This is a genomic window from Enterococcus sp. LJL90 (assembly GCF_056924355.1).
In genome coordinates, this window is record NZ_JBXPBQ010000001.1 from 205,036 (window position 1) to 221,206 (window position 16,171).

Genomic DNA, 16,171 nt, shown 5'->3' on the forward strand with positions numbered 1-16,171 from the left:
CCCATGACTTCCTTGGGGTTTTTTGTTATGATAGGGCATGTTGACCTATGGAATTTTGAATTAACTGGAGGAATAACCTGTGATTTTTGCATACAATAAAGAAAATGTTGGCGATACGCTGTTGGTGATTGTCAATGATGACCACGCCCAAGAAAATTTTGTTATCAGAAAAGGTGATGTTGCTCGGGTGACATTAGCGGACGATACAGTTGTAGCTTGGAACTTTTTTAATATCTCAAATTATCTAGATATTCAAGGAAACGGCCAAGTTTCTCTGACGGATGAAGATATTATGAAACTCAATAGCTTATTGATGGCAGCGGGCTTTACGGAAACTTTGACAGCAGATGACGAGCCAAAAATTGTCGTTGGTTTTGTTAAGAGTAGTAAAAAACATCCTGACTCAGACCACTTATCCATCACACAAACCGAGGTCGGAGATGGTGAAGTTTTACAAATTGTCTGCGGCGCTCCCAACGTCAAAGCCGGTCAAAAAGTAGTCGTTGCCAAACCCGGCGCAATGATGCCGGATGGCCTATTAATTTGGCCGGGTGTCTTGCGAGGCGTCGAAAGCTTCGGTATGATTTGCTCCGCCAAAGAATTGCATCTGCCAGATGCCCCAGAGAAAAAAGGCATTTTAGAATTGCCTTTTGATGCGGTGGTTGGCGAAGCCTTTGCGGTTGGAAAATAGAATAAACAGAAATAAACAGTTCTTCCGTGTTAGTTGACGGAGAGCTGTTTTTTGTTTAAGAGGATGAAAAGAATTAGCGGGAAAAGGCCTGTTTCTAAGATGTTAAAGGTCTTTAACATCAAATAAATGGTTTTGTTAAAGAATTTTGCTGGCGGGATGTAACAACTTTGAGGATAATGAAAAGAAAGTGCCTGGGGGAAATCATATGACATTAGGGGATACCATCTTGGAAAAAAGAAAAGAACGTAATTTAACCCAAACTGAGGTGGCTGAGTCACTCTTTGTCAGTCGCCAGACGATTGCCAATTGGGAAAGGGACAAAACTTTGCCGGATATTGAAAGTTTAATTGGCCTAGCAGAGTTTTATCAATTGTCATTAGACGAGATATTTTTAAATGATTCGGCTGTTGTTGAAAGTATCAAAAGGCAGGAGCAACTTGTCCAAGAATATCGCTGGTTGGGGATTCCTTGCGGGATTTTCATTTTAACAAGTTTATTAGTCTATCACGCGGCCCTCAAACAAGATATCTTTAGTTTGTTAGGGCTGAGTGGTGTGCTAATACTCTTACTTGGACAAGTTGTTTTCCTAAAATTTCAACTGAATAAAGTTCAACGGGTTTCAGTTCCTTTGCTGAGTAAAAAACTACTTATAGTTTTGGCAGTGCTATTTGTGTTAGGTGGATTTGCGGGTTTTGTATTTGGTATTTTTGATTAGAAAAGGAAAGCCTCTTTTTTTGTTGGCATTCACCTTCACCCAATAATATTATCATTGCCAACAACCTGTCGCAGTTGGATGACAGCTGAGTCCAATTCCTTTTGGCGATTATCCAAAAGGTGGGTATTTTCTTCAATATGTTCGAGGCGTTGGCAAATTTCATCTAGTTTTTCGATGGCTTTTTGGAAACTATCTAAGTAGGTTTCATTCATTTTTCTCACTCCAATTTATATTTCTTCATCGACTTCGATTAAATCTTCAAGGGGCGCAGCTTCCACAGAGTTTGCGGCAGCTGGAGCCGGTTTGTAAAAAAGTTTATAAAGGACGGTACAAAAAAGCGGTAAAACGGCGGCGCTGAGGTACATGCCTTGAAAGGACAGTAGACTGCGTAACTCACCAAATAAGTAGGGGCCAACACCTAGACCTAAATCCAAGCCGACAAAATAAGTCGACAAGGCAATCCCGATTCTTTGGCTATCGGCCATTTTTAAACAAATGGCCTGCCCGTTTGACATAAAGGTGCCATAACCTAAGCCCACTAAGACGCCGGCTACTAACAGCATCCAAGCAGAGCTAGTGAGGCTCAAAACCACTAAACCAGCTGTCAAAAATAAATAGCTGGGGTAAATCACTGCATTTTCTCCGTGGGCATCAAAAATTTTTCCAGACATTGGTCTAGTGGCGGTGATAACTAAGGCGTAGACGACAAAGAAAAACGAGCTAGCGGTCACCAGATGAATCGTTTGCGCATAAGAAGAGAGAAAGGAAAGTACGCTTGAATAGGCCAAGCCCATAAAGAAAGCAACAAAAGAAATAAATAAGGCTTTCTTCTCAATAAAGCTCTCCAGCTTCCATGAGGCTGCAGCTTTTTTTTGAGACGCTGACAAGCTGATATTTTTTACCGGGAAGAAAAAGCAGGCTAGCGTAGTAGCGGCAATCATCACAATCGAAGTGAGGATGATTGTATAAAAGCTGGTAGTGTTTAATGAAATCATTCCCAGAAATGGTCCAATGGCGGCGGCCAAACTAGTGCTCAATCCGTAGTAATTAATCCCTTCGCCACGTTTTTTCATGGGGATATAGGCTGTCACAATGGCGTTAGTGGCTGTTGAAACCGTTCCGTAGCCAAAGCCGTTTAAAAAACGCACAAGATATAAAATTCCGATAGTTGGCATGTAAAGATAAGCGATGGTGGTCAGCAGATAAAAAATGGCGCCATAACGCAGGACGGCTTTGCGGCCGTATTGCTCCAATTTTTTTCCCATAAATAAGCGGGCCAATAATGTTCCAATAATATAAATACCAGAAGCTAAACCAGCTTGACCTAAGCTGGCATTCAAATTATCTTGGGCGATGACGGCGATAATCACCATCAATAAATAATAAACAAGGTAGACAATAAAGTTAATAACGGTGATGCTGATAAAGCCTTTGTTAAATAATTTTTCCTCCATCAATCCTGCTCCTCAAATGAAAATTTTCTGTAAATAAATATTTTACGAGCTAAGCGTACGCAATTTCCACGGAGAAAAAAAGCTGATTTGCTGCGGTTCTTTGTTGCAAATAAAATACTATAACAAAAAGCGTTAACATTTGTTGTTGTTTTTTGCTAGGTCTTTCGCTTAAATAGTGGTAAATTAATGGAGAATTATTGCCTAATTGGAGCGTGTCAGCAGATGGACAATCACATCTTGAAAAATTATTTAAGCAGCCAAGAATTTCCAGTGGTCATAAAGGATCGCAAAAAATATTTAACCTATGAAGGATTGCAGGATCGTTTTGTTTATATTTTGAAAAACGGCGTCATCAAAACCAGTGTTATTTCCCGTGATGGGCGGGAATTTAATTGGCGCTACATCAATACCGTCGAGATTGTTTCACTACTGCGGGATGAATATTCCCAGTTTACCGATGCGCCTTTTAACATTCGTATCGAGTCACCACAGGCGGAACTTTATCGCATTGACCGGGTGCGTTTTTGGCAGGATGTTAACCAAAGTTTTGAACTGCAAAATTATGTGAAGGACTATTATCGGGAGCGGCTCTTATTTTCCATGAAAAAAATGCAGCAGATGCTGATGAATGGTAAATTTGGGGCTGTCTGCGCCCAAATTAATGAGCTGTATGAAACCTTTGGCGTTGAGACTCCCGCCGGCTACTTAATTGATTTTGTCGTGACCAATGAGGAAATTGCCCACTTTTGCGGAATCACCTCTGCCAGCAGTGTCAGCCGAATGCTGCAGCAACTGAAGGACTTAGGGGCAATCGAGCTACAAAATCACAAAATAATTATCACTGATTTGGAGCAGATTCAAGAAAATATTATTATCTAATTAATTTTGCTGCTGGTAAATCGCAAAATCCATCCAATCAGCAAAGCCTTAGCCAATAAAAAGGCTGATCAACGGAAATTAAGCACAAAAAAAGGAGTAATCAGCTGAAATCAACTGATTGCCCCTTTTTTCCTGTTGGTTATTAATTGCTATTTGTTGTGGTGCCACTATTGGTATTTAAATCTGAGGTCGTCATTGTCAAATTGACTGTGACAGTTTGTTCTTCACCATCTCGGTAGTAGGTCACGGTAATCGAATCACCGACGCTCTTATCATATAATTTGCTCTTCAAGTCGCTGCTTGAAGTAATTTCTTCGCCATCAATAGCTGTGATGACATCGTATTGTTGCAAGCCAGCTTCATCAGCAGGTGAGCCGCTGACAACGGCTGAGACAACCGCACCAGAAGTCACATCTTCAGGGAGATTAGAAAGATATTGTTCCCTTTGTTGTGAGCTGAAGATCGACAAGTCGTACATCGTTACACCTAGTCCTGGACGAGTGACTTCGCCGTTTTCAACTAATTGATTGATAATTTTAACGACATCATTACTTGGAATCGCAAAACCAATCCCTTCAACGCTTTCGCCGCTTGAAGTGGAAGTAATTTTACTGGAGTTAATCCCGATTACTTGGCCTTCAATATTGACTAAAGCCCCACCAGAGTTCCCTGGGTTGATTGCTGCATCTGTTTGAATTGCGTAGCTTGTTACAACATTAGAATTTTCAGTAGAGATTTGAACTTCACGATTTAGTGAAGAGACAATTCCTGAAGTCACGGAATTCGCATATTTTGTTCCCAATGGAGAACCAATGGCAATTGCTGGTTCGCCGACTGTTAATGCATCAGAATCGCCAAATTCGGCAGTGGTGCTAATTCCTTCAGAGCTGACTTTTAAAACAGCGATATCGGAATATTCATCAGTACCGACTAATTCAGCATCGACAGAAGTTCCATCAGATAATAAGACGCTTAAACTATCAGCACCAGAGATAACGTGATTGTTGGTAACGATATAAGCCGTATCCCCATCAATATTATAGATAACGCCGGAGCCTTCACTGTATTCAGTCAATTCAGAACTATCTGTTTGCGTGTTGCCAAACATATCCATTGAAGTGCTAGCTTGGTAATTAATAACTGAAACAATCGCATCTTGAACTTTGCTGACGGCATCGGTAATATCAGAATTAACATTAACAGAGACATTGCTGACTTGTGTCGTGCCAGATGTGTTGGATGTTGTATTTGAATTTGTCGTGGTATTATTTGAACCACTGGTAAACGCTGCGTAGCCGCCAACGATTAAAGCTGCCCCTAAAAGTCCGCCCGCCAAACCAATTCCAAAGCGTTTCAATGTTTCAGAAGCGCCAGATTTTTTCTTCTTTTTCCCTGGATTGGGTGTTTGATTATTATCATCAAAATTTTGGTAATTATTGTTTTCACTCATAGTAACCTAATCCTCCATTTTCTTTATCGGGTAGTCCATTCAGTATACCCGTAATCTATACTTCTAGTCTACTGAGAGTATTTGAATTTTCAATGAAGAAGCCGTGGAATTTTTGCTACAATTGATGAAAAAAGTTAGATTTATTTGAATAATAAGTTATCCCCACTTTTTGTGGATAACTAGCCAAATAACTGGGGATATACCCAACGAACTTATCCACAAGTTTGTTGATAAGTGGATAAGTTTTCACAAAACAGGAAAAATAAAACTTTTTTCTAACAGAGATATCCCCAGAAAATAATAAGTTATCCCCAAAAAATGTGGAAATCTTTCAATTTTGTCCACATTTAGATAAATTTTCTAGTTCAAACATAACCAATCAACTGATTGCTTCAAAAGACAGTATTTCATGTTAAAATTGAGGAAATCTAAAACGAGGAGCCCTCCCATGCAAATCAAAATCGTCACAGTCGGAAAATTAAAAGAAAAATATTTAATAGAAGGAATCAAAGAATATACCAAGCGCCTCAGTAAATACAGCAAAATTGAAATCCTTGAAGTCCCCGATGAGAAAGCACCGGAAAACCTCAGTGCCGCTGAAATGCTCCAAGTCAAAGAAAAAGAAGGCCAGCGCATCCTAGCCAAAGTCAAAGACAACGAATACGTCTTTGCCCTCGCTATCAATGGCCAAAATCTTACCAGCGAAGCCTTCGCCAAACAAATCGAAAACCTCGGCATCCAAGGCAAAAGTCAGCTAACTTTTATCATCGGCGGCTCCCTCGGCCTCAGCGCTGAAGTTCTCAATAGAAGCAACAGCCAAATTTCATTTGGCAAAATGACCTATCCCCACCAATTGATGCGCTTAATCTTAATAGAACAGATTTACCGCGGATTTCGGATTATGAAGGGGGAGCCGTATCATAAATAATGGAAACAATCTTCAACGGTCAAACTTGCTGCTATAACGGTGGATAGATAAAACTAAACTAAGTTTGGTATACTCTTAATTATTAAATTTTTTAAAGATGTAAATAAATGTTAAATCCAGAGAAAAAACTTTCAAGCAAAAGTAATGAAAAATTGATGAAGATACAATGAAACAATTAATATCAGTCAATAATCAAAACGGAAGGTAGGTACCCATGGCTATTAGAACAGATTTTAGAAAACGTAAAATTAGAGGCTGGAAAAGGCGGTTAGAGGAAATTGAACGCTGGAAATATTATTGTATCAAACTCGATAAAAATCAATTAGAAAAATATTCTAGAGATTACGTGAAGCTGTTGAATCTTTCTTTTTATTCGCTAAGGGAATACACAATACCTAATTGGTATAAACGCAGGATTCTAAAAGCGCTAGTAGAAGTTTATGATTCATGGCGTAAAAGTTTGGAACAGCTGGATGAACCGCACTATTTAAAAATTTGGGTTTTTAAAAAGGATTTTTTGCATTCACAGGTGGTTGTCAGCTATAGAGATATGCTACATTATTATGATAAGACCTTCGCTGAAATCGAGCCGAGTACACTGCCAAGTGAGTTAGCCATCAAGGAGACGGACCAGTTTTCGTGGCAGCAAGGGCTAAATCTTGGGCAACAAACGGAAAATGAATTATTAGAAGATATTCAAATCGGCTTTAGTACCGAAGAGGAGGCACAAGCAATTCGGGATGGGGCTTATGCGATTGAACGGCAAGAAAAGGATACGTCCTATGTGATGTTAATAGACCAGATTTGGATAGGTGAGAGGTCAATTTAGATTAGCAATTTATGCAAAAATATTTTGAATTTTTTTAAATGCAGTTAAAAAAAAACACTTTGATTATTAAGTTATTAATCACCTTTGTCTAATTTGGGGTGTGGTGGAAGTTACTGTGAGTGTTCAATTATTGTATTGTAGCTGGAAACTCTTTGCTAGTAAAATTTTGAGAGTAACGGTGAAATATAATTAAGAAAGTATCTATCCTAATTAATATTCTATCTCATCAAAGCATCTTAAAAATCTTTAATTTTGGAATTCAACAGTGGTTTTGAAGGTGAGATTAACTAAACAGTAAGTAGGAATCAAAAAAATTATTTAAAAGCGTCTCTCTAGAGTTAGAATGAAAAGCTAATTCTGGAGAGACGCTTTTTTCAGAGATATCTGAGACTATTGTCTATCAATTTAACTAGATGTAAACTAATTCACGCATTTTTTAAATGGTTCAGGAATCTTGCAGTAAGTCTATCTGAGAAAAAAATTCATAACTTGTTTCAGAATAATAAGGATTATTCTGATCAAATGTAATGAGGTTTAAGTTGTTAGCTGGATACTGACATTCAAAGGTTATCCCACTGTATAAAGGAAACTGTTTTAGCTCGTCTGTAAAAATGGGTTGTTGAACATTGAAAGTATAAATCACAACACTTGGTAATGAAGTTCTTATAGTTATTTTACGTCCATTTGAAGGATGACTAATACTTCCGATTCTTTCTTCTCCTAAATGGTATGTTGTATTAATTCCATTTATTTTTTTTAATCGGTTTAAAGAAGACGGGCTAACGAAATTCAGCTCTGTTGGAATAGGAAAGGTTTGACTTGATAAAATCAGACCATTTTCTTCATCATATATTCCGTCAGAAGATAGCTGGAAAAAATGATTTGATACTGGTTCATGGGGTGTTCCGTTAAGATTGAAATACATGTGATTTGTTGGGTTGATGAACATTTTTTTAATGCACTGAACATTTATCTTCATGGTTAGTTTAGCGTAGCAATCTAGTTCATAAACGATATGAGCAGCATAATTGCTATCCTCATAGAAAAAAGTAATTGTTGCAGTTTTTTCTGTCACTTCCACTGTTTGTTGCCAAATTTGGGTATCCCAACCAGAACTTCCACCATGGAAATGCAAAGGTGGTCTATTCTGCTCCAAAGAGGTAGTGCCTGTCTCATATCGTCCAGCAAGTGGACCTATGATGCTTCCAGCATATGTTCTATTCTCTAACCAAATCGATTTTGGCGGAGTGACAAGGATGTTTTCCAAACAATTTGATTTTGATGAAAGTTTTATTTCAAAGACAGAAGCACCTAAATTAGCAAAAGTTACCTGCAGTGTACTATTGACATTAACTTTAGTAAAAACAACGTTATCCTTATAGTTTTCATATTGAATATCGAACATATCAAACACTCCTTTTTATTCAGTATAACTTCTTATGAAAATTTTTTCCATAACTATTGACATTTATTGAAAATATTGTATTATTTTATTGTAAGCGCAACCAACGGGAGGTAATAAAATGAATCAAAAGAGTGAGCAATATGATGTAGTTGTAGCAGGAGGAGGGATGTCGGGCGTGTTTGCTGCTATTTCAGCAGCTAGAAATGGTGCTAAAACTTTGGTATTTGACCAGAATGGCTATTTTGGAGGGACTTTAACGGCTAACGGTGTAGGACCTATGATGACATTTTTCGCTGGAGAAAAACAGGTTATTCAAGGGTTGGGACAAGAAATGGTTGAAAGGTTAATTGCAAGGAATTATTCACCAGGTCATGTATTGGATTCAACGAACTATATATCTCATGTTACTCCATTTTCCGCGGAAGGTTTGAAAATTGTGTTGGATGAGATGGCGACAGAAGCTGGTGTATCAACATTATTCCATTCTTACTTGATAGGTTTAGAAAAGAGTGGCGATACAATTGATAATATCACGATAGCGAATAAAAATGGGATTACTAAAATATCCAGTAAAGTATTTATTGACGCAACTGGGGATGCCGACTTAGCAGTGCTTTCTGACGTACCTTTTCAATTAGGAAGAATTGAAGACAACGCAATGCAACCAATGACCATGAATTTGAAAGTTTATGGTGTAGATACAAACGCATTAAAACAAACAGTTATAGAAAATCCAGAGAAATTCCCTCGACTAAATAGAGATATAGAAGTGATGAAAAATACTGAAATTCTCTCTTTTATTGGGTTTAATGATGAGTTTGATAAGGCCAAAAAAGAAGGCAGGCTAAATATACCTAGAGAAGATATTTTATTCTTTGAAACTAATGTTCCTGGCGAATTCATCATGAATACTTCACGAATTATAAATGAAAGTGGTGTTTCTGCAGAAGGATTAACGAAAGCCGAAATGATTGGAAGAAAACAGTGTGAAGAACTATATCAATTTCTTGTGAGCTCGATTCCGGGATTTGAGAATGCTAAAATTGCCTATACCGGTCCCAGTGTTGGGGTAAGAGGAACTCGTCAAATTGTTGGGAAGTATACGTTAACAAATGATGATGTTTTAAGTAATAAATACTTTCCTTCAACGATAGCTCATTCAGGTTATCCAATTGATATTCATAATCCAAAAGGCGAAGGAACATTGTCTGTTCACACAAATCAAGCAGAAGAAGTTGCTCATGAAAAGTTTGATAAATCTGTATTTGATAGTTATTATCGAATCCCCTATGAAATTATGATTACCAACGAAGTATCTAATTTAATCGTAACTGGACGATGTGTATCTGCATCATTTGAAGCACAGGCTGCAATTCGAACAACTCCTACTATGACTGCTATTGGGCAAGCAGCTGGCGCAGCAGCAGCACAAACTGTTAAACAACATACTAGTGTTGATAAAATAGATATAAAAGAGCTGCAAAAAACATTGATTCATCAAGGAAGTTATATCGAAATTTAAGGAGGATAAAAAAATGGCAACTCTACAGTTAATAGGGATTTTATTAGTATTTTTCATTTTAGTTGGACTTATGATGACGAGGAAAATTCCGACAATTTTGGCTCTACCTATTATGGCAATTGCAATTTCTCTCATTGCTGGAATTACCATCATTTCGAAGGATGCCGAGCAATTTACTATAGTTAAGGATGTTTTAGAAGCAGGATCAATGAGGATGTCGACTGCCATATCAGGATTGATTTTCGGGTCTCTTTTTGGGAAAGTTCTATCCAAGGTTGGCATAACAGAAGCAATTATAAAAAAAGCAGCTGAAATGGCGGGGGACAAAGCGCTGCCCATCTCACTTTCTTTTTTAGCAGTCTGTTCAATTATCTTTGCAGCAAGCAACGGATTGGGAATGGTAATTTTAGTAGGAACGATTATTATTCCGATTATGATTTCTGCGGGACTTTCACCAATGATTAGTGGTATCATCTTGCTTTTAGCAAACGGTATTGGTGTAACTTTCTCAGTGTCAACTTTAGCAGTTTATATCGATGTTTTAGGATTACCACTTAATGAAGTAACTTCTTATTCTTGGATGGTAGGACTACCATTAATTATTGTTGCGGTGTTAATGATAGTTTACTATGTTAAATTTAGTGGTAAAAAAAGACAAGCTTGGGCTATGCCAAATAAAAATGGTAGGAATGGCCAAGTTAGAACTATCGCTTTGATATCTCCGATTATTCCTGTAATTTTAGTTTTTGCATTTCAGGTACCTTTGGTTGCAGCGATTATCGCAGGGATTATTATCACTTTAATTTTAAGCACACCTAAGAACCCTATTCATGTTGTTAGTAGTGCATTTGTAGAAGGCATCCAAGACGTTGCAGGGGCTGCCGGGCTGATGATTGGGATAGGAATGCTATTAAATGCTGTAATGTCTGCAGAAGTTTCTACAATTTTGCAACCAGCAATTTCAATGCTAATTCCGAAAAACCAAATTATGTTTATCCTAGTATTCGGTTTGTTATCTCCATTAGCTATTTACAGAGGTCCATTAAATGTATGGGGTCTAGGAAGTGGGATTATTTCTTTACTAGTTGCAGGTGGTATGAATCCTGTAGCTGCGATGGTTGCTTTACGCTTAGACAGTAATGTGCAGGCCGTATGTGACCCAACTAATTCGCATAATGTATGGGTTTCTGATTTTACAAAAACGGATGTTAACGAAGTACTACAAAAAACTATTGGATGGGTAGCAATTTCGACGTTTGTTGGATTGATTGTAGCTTCTTTCTTCCTATATTAATTTAGAATGAGAAGGTAAAACAGATGGGAAAAAAAGTAAGAATAGGCATAGATGTTGGCGGTACCTTTACAGACGCTGTAGCAATTGATAATGAAAGCTACGAAGTAATTGCAAAACTTAAAATTCCTACCACACATGAAGAAGGTGTTGCAAAAGGGATTGTTATCATTATTCAAAAACTACTAACTGAAAATAGTATTTCTCCGGAAGATGTAGTTTTTACTGCTCATGGAACCACGCAGGCAACGAATGCATTGCTTGAAGGTGATGTGGCAAAAGTTGGGATTATCGGTATGGGAACCGGGATAGATGCGAGAACTGCTAAAAGAGAAACATCTATAGAACATATTGAGTTAGCCCCAAATAAATTTTTACAATCCGAACATGAGTTTATTGACTCGGCCAAGTTAACAGATGAGATTATAGAACAAAATATTCATGACTTGGTCGGTAAAAACTGTCAGGTAGTAGTAGCCAGTGAGGCCTATTCGGTAGATAATCCAGAAAATGAGTTGAGGGTTATTAATACTGCTCGTGATGAAAATCTTTTTGCGACAGGTGGACACGAAATATCCCAGCTATATGGGTTAAAAATGCGTACTAGAACAGCAGTTGTGAATGCGTCACTAATTCCTAAAATGATGCAGACGGCTAATATGACAGAGTCAGCTGTGTTAGATACAAAAATCCAATCCAATTTGATGATAATGCGTTGTGATGGTGGGGTTATGAGTATCAACGAGGTTCGGCAACGTCCCATACTTACGATGCTATCCGGACTGGCAGCTGGCGTAGCGGGTGCGCTTATGTATGAAAAAGTCAGTGATGGTATTTTCTTTGAAGTTGGTGGAACTAGTGTAGATATTTCTGTAATAAAAAATGGTAAAGTAATGATTAAATATGCGCAAGTTGGTGGGCATAAGACCTATTTAAGATCATTGGACGTTAGAACTCTTGCTGTAGCAGGCGGAAGTATGATACGTGTTCAAGGAAATAAAATAGTTGATGTTGGGCCAAGAAGTGCTCACATAGCTGGTTTAGAATACGAATGTTTTACAGATCCGAAAAATTTAGAAGATATAGCAATTGAGTTTGTATCCCCAAGGGAAGGAGATCCAAGTGAATATGTAGTGGCTAAAAGCGCCAGTAATCATAGATTTTCATATACTCTTGCAGGTGCTGCAAATCTGTTGGGCTATGTTCCAAAAGGTGATTATGCTGAAGGAAACATGGAAGCCAATCTTGCTGCATGGACTGCTTTAGGTTCCTACCTGGGAATTACTGCTCAAGAAGCCGCAGAAGAAGTCATGGAGTTAGCAGTTAAAAAGCTTGAGCCTGTTATAAATGAACTAATTGAAGAATATGAAATGGATAGAAATTTTATAACTTTAGTTGGCGGCGGTGGCTCTGGAGCAATCGTAGTGCCAGCATTAGCTAAGTTCTTTGAGTATAAATGGAAACTAGCAAAGAATGCCCCATATATTTCAACAATTGGCGTTGCATTAGCCATGGTTAGGGAACAAATAGAACGTTCCATATCTAATCCAAGCGAAAATGATATTAAGAAAATTCGCGCAGATGTTATTGAAAAAATTGTTCAATCAGGAGCCAATGAAGAAACAGTGGAAGTAAACATTGAGATTGATTCACAAAGAAACATACTAAGAGCTGTTGCAACTGGAGCAACGGAACTAAGGCAAAAGAGCCTTGGTGCAACAGAAGTAACAGAAGAAGGTTTAAAAAAGATTTCTTCTGAAGCTTTAGGTGTGGATTCTGCAAATGTAAAATTTATTGGCAATGTTGGCAGATGGAATTTGTTGAATGCTGAAGTAGTCAAGAAGAAATTCTTCTTTAAAACTAAACAAGTGAGCATTTCTATTGTTGATAGAGAAGGAGTCGTTCGTTTTAAACATAGCAATGCTGATTACTTCTTGTTTGAGAAAAATCAATCAAGTAAAGAATTCCTTAGTTTTATTGATGATCACACAATCTATTCTGACGCAAATGCAACTATCCCAAAAGTGTTTTTATTTTTCAGAGAAAAAATGTTAGATTTAACTGGTATGCAAACCCTTGAACAATTAACGTCTATTATGGACGTAGAGACCGAAAATTTAGATTTGAATGAAAAAATCATTGCTGTAGCTTATAAGTAAAGGGGAGAAAGATAATGGACATGTTTTCTGATGAGTTCTTAGCCTTTTTGGAGTTAGAACAGGATATGTTATTTCAAAAAATTCCAAAGGATAGAATCATGCCCTATATCAAAAAATCTTTGGAAACTGGGAATTCATACGCACAGCAACAGTCAAAAGACATTGTGGAATTGTATAAAGAGAACAAAATTACTTTAAAGGAAGAACAACATGATGGGGTGTTTTTCAAGGTGCAGATGAGAGCACAATTTGAAACTGATAAAAAGGGCAACAATGTAGTGTATCTGTATAAAGCTTCAATCCAAGAATTAGCTCAAAGTAATAATCTCACCTACAATCAGATGAAAAAAATCATTTTAACTCATGAATTTTTCCACTTTATTGAATCCAAAAATGGAGAGGTCTTTGAGGAGCTACCATCTGTTGAGACTGCCCGATTATTAGGAATCTCACGCAAAGCAAAAATCCGGCGTACTAGTGAAATTGCTGCGAATGCTTTTACAAAATCTTTTTTAAAACTAAGATATTTACCTAATTATTTTGATTACCAACACCTTCTAAAAAAACAAGAGATATCTGATTCTGATTTAGAAGAAGATTTCCAGAGATTTCAAAACATATTGAGTGACACAAAAGACACTTTGAATAAAAAAGAGAATTAGCAAACAATCAATTTGAAACATTTTAGCAAACTTGGATTGAAGGTAATGGATGTAGTTCATTTTTTATCAGAAAGTCTATTTTGGAGGGATTATGGATGCGTTTAGGGAGTATCGAAGCAGGTGGGACAAAGTTTGTTTGTGCGATTGGTGATGAAAATTTTACTATATTAGATAAAAAGATTTTCGAGACTAGTAATCCTACCACTACTCTAGATAAAGTTAAAAGTTATTTCGAACATAATCAACCAGATGCTTTAAGTGTAGGGAGTTTTGGTCCCATAAATCTAAACAAAAATTCACCTGATTATGGCAAAATTTTAGCTACTCCCAAAAGAGAATGGCAGAATGTAAATTTAGTTGATGAAATAAAGAGCTGGTATAAGCAGCCAATCTTTTTGACAACGGATGTTAACTCCAGTGCATATGGGGAATACAGTAGTGGTGGCGCTAAAGGGTGTCAATCTTGTGTCTATGTTACTGTAGGTACAGGGATTGGAGCAGGTGTTATACAAAATGGATTTTTTGCGGGAGGGACGGGACATCTGGAAGTTGGTCACAGCTTCGCAAAAACACATTTAGAAGATGAAAACTTTGAAGGTGTGTGCCCCTATCATGGTGCCTCTTGTTTTGAGGGAGTTGCTTCAGGGCCAAGTATAGAACGACGAACAGGTATCCGAGGAGAAGAATTATCAAGAGCCAACAGTGTATGGAAGATTGAGGCTTATTACTTGGCTCAATTGGCATATAACTTAAGCGTAAGCTTTGCACCGGAAAAAATTATTTTTGGCGGCGGTGTTATTGATGATGAATTAGTTATGAGTATCAATAAAGAGTTTTCCGAAATTAATCAAGGCTATATTGAACAACCATCTATTGTGAAAAGTAAATTTACGGAAAATGATAGTGCAACAATAGATAATTTTAATCTGGCGAAAATGATGCTTGATAAATTGAATTGAAAACATGAAAAAAGCAGTTACGAATATTTCATCGTAACTGCTTTTTACCATTCATAAATTGCAGAATCGGCTGATTGGAAGGAGTTGATAATTGTATCACTACTTAATTTTCTTTGCCGTAGACCCTTGTTATCTCGTAGTATTGTCGCAAAAATAATGTCAAACACTAATGAGATCATTGGGGAGTTTGTTAAAACTAGAGAGTTTCCAGCTGACATATGATCCGGTATGATGACTTTAATATCAACCATATCGTTTACCTTGGGATTATCGTTACTAGAGATCAATACAACCTTGACATCTTTTCTTTTAATTTTTGAAAGAAAGGGAATTATATCTTTTGTTACCACAGAAGGGACAACTGCAATTAAGACAGAGTCACTACTCATATTTTCAATAGCTAGTTGTGTTTCTAGATTTTCATTTAAAGAAGTTACTTCCATGCCTAATTGTCGTAATTTGAAGGCAAATTCCTTACTTACAAAAGAGGTATTATAAATTGATAGAATGTAAATTTTACGAGCAAGAGTAATTAAAGAGGAAATTTCTTCAATATCTCGATTTTCTACCATTGCGCATGTATTTGTAATTAGTTTTTGATAATCGAATGTCACGTATTCAATTAGATTGGTATCGTCGACTACTTTATTTTTGTCTTCAATTTGGGTTATGCTTTGGGCTAAAGCAATTTTAAATTTATTAAATCCTTTATAGCCAATTTTTTTACTAAACCGATTAATACTTGCTTCAGAGGTATTAGTTTTTTTAGCTAGATTTGTTATTGAGTTAGATATAACATAGTCAGGATTTTCCACGACAAATTTACTTATGTCATGTTCGCTAGAAGTGAAAGTATTTTCTAGGGATTTAATTTTTAATAATACTGCAGATTGCATAGTATCTCCTCGCTTCTAGGGACATTATAGCAAGAAAGTAGTGTTATGAGTAGCTTTTAAGGCGATAAACTCCTTTGTTTTAAGAGTATATCTTCAAGCTAGACTAAATCCGTATATATAATAATCAATAAAATATAGAGTGTAGGCTACATTAAAATATAGAGTGTAGGCTACATTCCTGTTTGGTAGGTTTAGTGAATAACTTGAAGCCATGATGATTAATAAACATTTAAGCAATGATTATTTAAAGTGAAGAATTTGAAGGAATAAACGGCTTAGATTTTTAAGTTATAAGTAATTGAGGCGTATTCATTAATACCATGGGGGCTGT

Annotated in this window: 15 protein-coding genes; 10 read left to right on the plus strand and 5 right to left on the minus strand. The window is 37.0% G+C overall.

Annotated features, from left to right (window positions below):
- Positions 1–79 precede the first annotated feature (79 nt).
- On the plus strand, positions 80–691 hold the full coding sequence (gene ytpR, locus AC1Z3S_RS00965; protein ID WP_461738778.1) for a YtpR family tRNA-binding protein: 612 nt from the start codon (positions 80–82) through the stop codon (positions 689–691).
- 205 nt (positions 692–896) lie between these two features.
- Positions 897–1,406, plus strand: coding sequence for a helix-turn-helix transcriptional regulator (locus AC1Z3S_RS00970; protein WP_461738779.1), 510 nt, complete (start codon positions 897–899; stop codon positions 1,404–1,406).
- A 35-nt stretch (positions 1,407–1,441) separates the two neighbouring features.
- Here AC1Z3S_RS00970 and AC1Z3S_RS00975 read toward each other — a convergent pair whose 3' ends face one another.
- Positions 1,442–1,618: a hypothetical protein gene (locus tag AC1Z3S_RS00975; RefSeq protein ID WP_461738780.1), complete on the minus strand. Its 177-nt coding sequence runs from the start codon at positions 1,616–1,618 to the stop codon at positions 1,442–1,444.
- 15 nt (positions 1,619–1,633) lie between these two features.
- Complete coding sequence (locus tag AC1Z3S_RS00980; RefSeq protein ID WP_461738781.1) at positions 1,634–2,860, minus strand: MFS transporter; 1,227 nt, start codon at positions 2,858–2,860, stop codon at positions 1,634–1,636.
- A 222-nt stretch (positions 2,861–3,082) separates the two neighbouring features.
- Here AC1Z3S_RS00980 and AC1Z3S_RS00985 point away from each other — a divergent pair, with 222 nt between their 5' ends.
- A complete protein-coding gene (locus AC1Z3S_RS00985) occupies positions 3,083–3,739 on the plus strand; it encodes a Crp/Fnr family transcriptional regulator (protein ID WP_461735847.1) in 657 nt (218 codons plus the stop codon).
- 142 nt (positions 3,740–3,881) lie between these two features.
- Here AC1Z3S_RS00985 and AC1Z3S_RS00990 read toward each other — a convergent pair whose 3' ends face one another.
- Entirely contained in the window at positions 3,882–5,189 is a 1,308-nt protein-coding gene (locus AC1Z3S_RS00990) for a S1C family serine protease (protein ID WP_461738782.1), read from the minus strand.
- A gap of 448 nt (positions 5,190–5,637) precedes the next feature.
- Here AC1Z3S_RS00990 and rlmH point away from each other — a divergent pair, with 448 nt between their 5' ends.
- Together rlmH and AC1Z3S_RS01000 are read left to right on the plus strand one after the other, a co-directional pair.
- Entirely contained in the window at positions 5,638–6,117 is a 480-nt protein-coding gene (gene rlmH / locus AC1Z3S_RS00995; RefSeq protein WP_461738783.1) for a 23S rRNA (pseudouridine(1915)-N(3))-methyltransferase RlmH, read from the plus strand.
- Positions 6,118–6,331: 214 nt separating this feature from the next.
- A complete protein-coding gene (locus AC1Z3S_RS01000; protein ID WP_461738784.1) occupies positions 6,332–6,946 on the plus strand; it encodes a hypothetical protein in 615 nt (204 codons plus the stop codon).
- 445 nt (positions 6,947–7,391) lie between these two features.
- Here the strand turns inward: AC1Z3S_RS01000 and AC1Z3S_RS01005 are convergent, their stop codons facing one another.
- On the minus strand, positions 7,392–8,351 hold the full coding sequence (locus AC1Z3S_RS01005) for an aldose epimerase family protein (protein ID WP_461738785.1): 960 nt from the start codon (positions 8,349–8,351) through the stop codon (positions 7,392–7,394).
- 118 nt (positions 8,352–8,469) lie between these two features.
- Here AC1Z3S_RS01005 and AC1Z3S_RS01010 point away from each other — a divergent pair, with 118 nt between their 5' ends.
- The 5 genes from AC1Z3S_RS01010 to AC1Z3S_RS01030 all read left to right on the plus strand — a co-directional run bounded on the left by AC1Z3S_RS01010 (position 8,470) and on the right by AC1Z3S_RS01030 (position 14,944).
- Positions 8,470–9,873, plus strand: a complete 1,404-nt coding sequence (locus tag AC1Z3S_RS01010; protein WP_461738786.1) for an FAD-dependent oxidoreductase — start codon at positions 8,470–8,472, stop codon at positions 9,871–9,873.
- 13 nt (positions 9,874–9,886) lie between these two features.
- Complete coding sequence (locus AC1Z3S_RS01015) at positions 9,887–11,167, plus strand: citrate transporter (protein WP_461738787.1); 1,281 nt, start codon at positions 9,887–9,889, stop codon at positions 11,165–11,167.
- 23 nt (positions 11,168–11,190) lie between these two features.
- Positions 11,191–13,323 (plus strand): hydantoinase/oxoprolinase family protein, encoded by a 2,133-nt coding sequence (locus AC1Z3S_RS01020; RefSeq protein WP_461738788.1) that lies wholly within the window; start codon positions 11,191–11,193, stop codon positions 13,321–13,323.
- Between the two features lie 14 nt (positions 13,324–13,337).
- Positions 13,338–13,985, plus strand: coding sequence for a hypothetical protein (locus AC1Z3S_RS01025; protein WP_461738789.1), 648 nt, complete (start codon positions 13,338–13,340; stop codon positions 13,983–13,985).
- A gap of 95 nt (positions 13,986–14,080) precedes the next feature.
- Complete coding sequence (locus AC1Z3S_RS01030) at positions 14,081–14,944, plus strand: ROK family protein (RefSeq protein ID WP_461738790.1); 864 nt, start codon at positions 14,081–14,083, stop codon at positions 14,942–14,944.
- Positions 14,945–14,988: 44 nt separating this feature from the next.
- Here AC1Z3S_RS01030 and AC1Z3S_RS01035 read toward each other — a convergent pair whose 3' ends face one another.
- Entirely contained in the window at positions 14,989–15,840 is an 852-nt protein-coding gene (locus AC1Z3S_RS01035; protein ID WP_461738791.1) for a MurR/RpiR family transcriptional regulator, read from the minus strand.
- Positions 15,841–16,171 lie beyond the last annotated feature (331 nt).

Excerpts from the sequence above, each read along its gene's own strand:
- AC1Z3S_RS01030 (WP_461738790.1), top strand. The coding sequence starts at position 14,081 with ATGCGTTTAGGGAGTATCGAAGCAGGTGGGACAAAGTTTGTTTGTGCG.
- AC1Z3S_RS00970 (WP_461738779.1), top strand. The coding sequence starts at position 897 with ATGACATTAGGGGATACCATCTTGGAAAAAAGAAAAGAACGTAATTTA.
- AC1Z3S_RS00990 (WP_461738782.1), bottom strand. The coding sequence starts at position 5,189 with ATGAGTGAAAACAATAATTACCAAAATTTTGATGATAATAATCAAACA.
- AC1Z3S_RS00980 (WP_461738781.1), bottom strand. The coding sequence starts at position 2,860 with ATGGAGGAAAAATTATTTAACAAAGGCTTTATCAGCATCACCGTTATT.
- AC1Z3S_RS01035 (WP_461738791.1), bottom strand. The coding sequence starts at position 15,840 with ATGCAATCTGCAGTATTATTAAAAATTAAATCCCTAGAAAATACTTTC.
- AC1Z3S_RS00985 (WP_461735847.1), top strand. The coding sequence starts at position 3,083 with ATGGACAATCACATCTTGAAAAATTATTTAAGCAGCCAAGAATTTCCA.
- AC1Z3S_RS01000 (WP_461738784.1), top strand. The coding sequence starts at position 6,332 with ATGGCTATTAGAACAGATTTTAGAAAACGTAAAATTAGAGGCTGGAAA.
- AC1Z3S_RS01020 (WP_461738788.1), top strand. The coding sequence starts at position 11,191 with ATGGGAAAAAAAGTAAGAATAGGCATAGATGTTGGCGGTACCTTTACA.
- AC1Z3S_RS00975 (WP_461738780.1), bottom strand. The coding sequence starts at position 1,618 with ATGAATGAAACCTACTTAGATAGTTTCCAAAAAGCCATCGAAAAACTA.
- AC1Z3S_RS01010 (WP_461738786.1), top strand. The coding sequence starts at position 8,470 with ATGAATCAAAAGAGTGAGCAATATGATGTAGTTGTAGCAGGAGGAGGG.
- AC1Z3S_RS01025 (WP_461738789.1), top strand. The coding sequence starts at position 13,338 with ATGGACATGTTTTCTGATGAGTTCTTAGCCTTTTTGGAGTTAGAACAG.
- rlmH (WP_461738783.1), top strand. The coding sequence starts at position 5,638 with ATGCAAATCAAAATCGTCACAGTCGGAAAATTAAAAGAAAAATATTTA.
- AC1Z3S_RS01015 (WP_461738787.1), top strand. The coding sequence starts at position 9,887 with ATGGCAACTCTACAGTTAATAGGGATTTTATTAGTATTTTTCATTTTA.
- AC1Z3S_RS01005 (WP_461738785.1), bottom strand. The coding sequence starts at position 8,351 with ATGTTCGATATTCAATATGAAAACTATAAGGATAACGTTGTTTTTACT.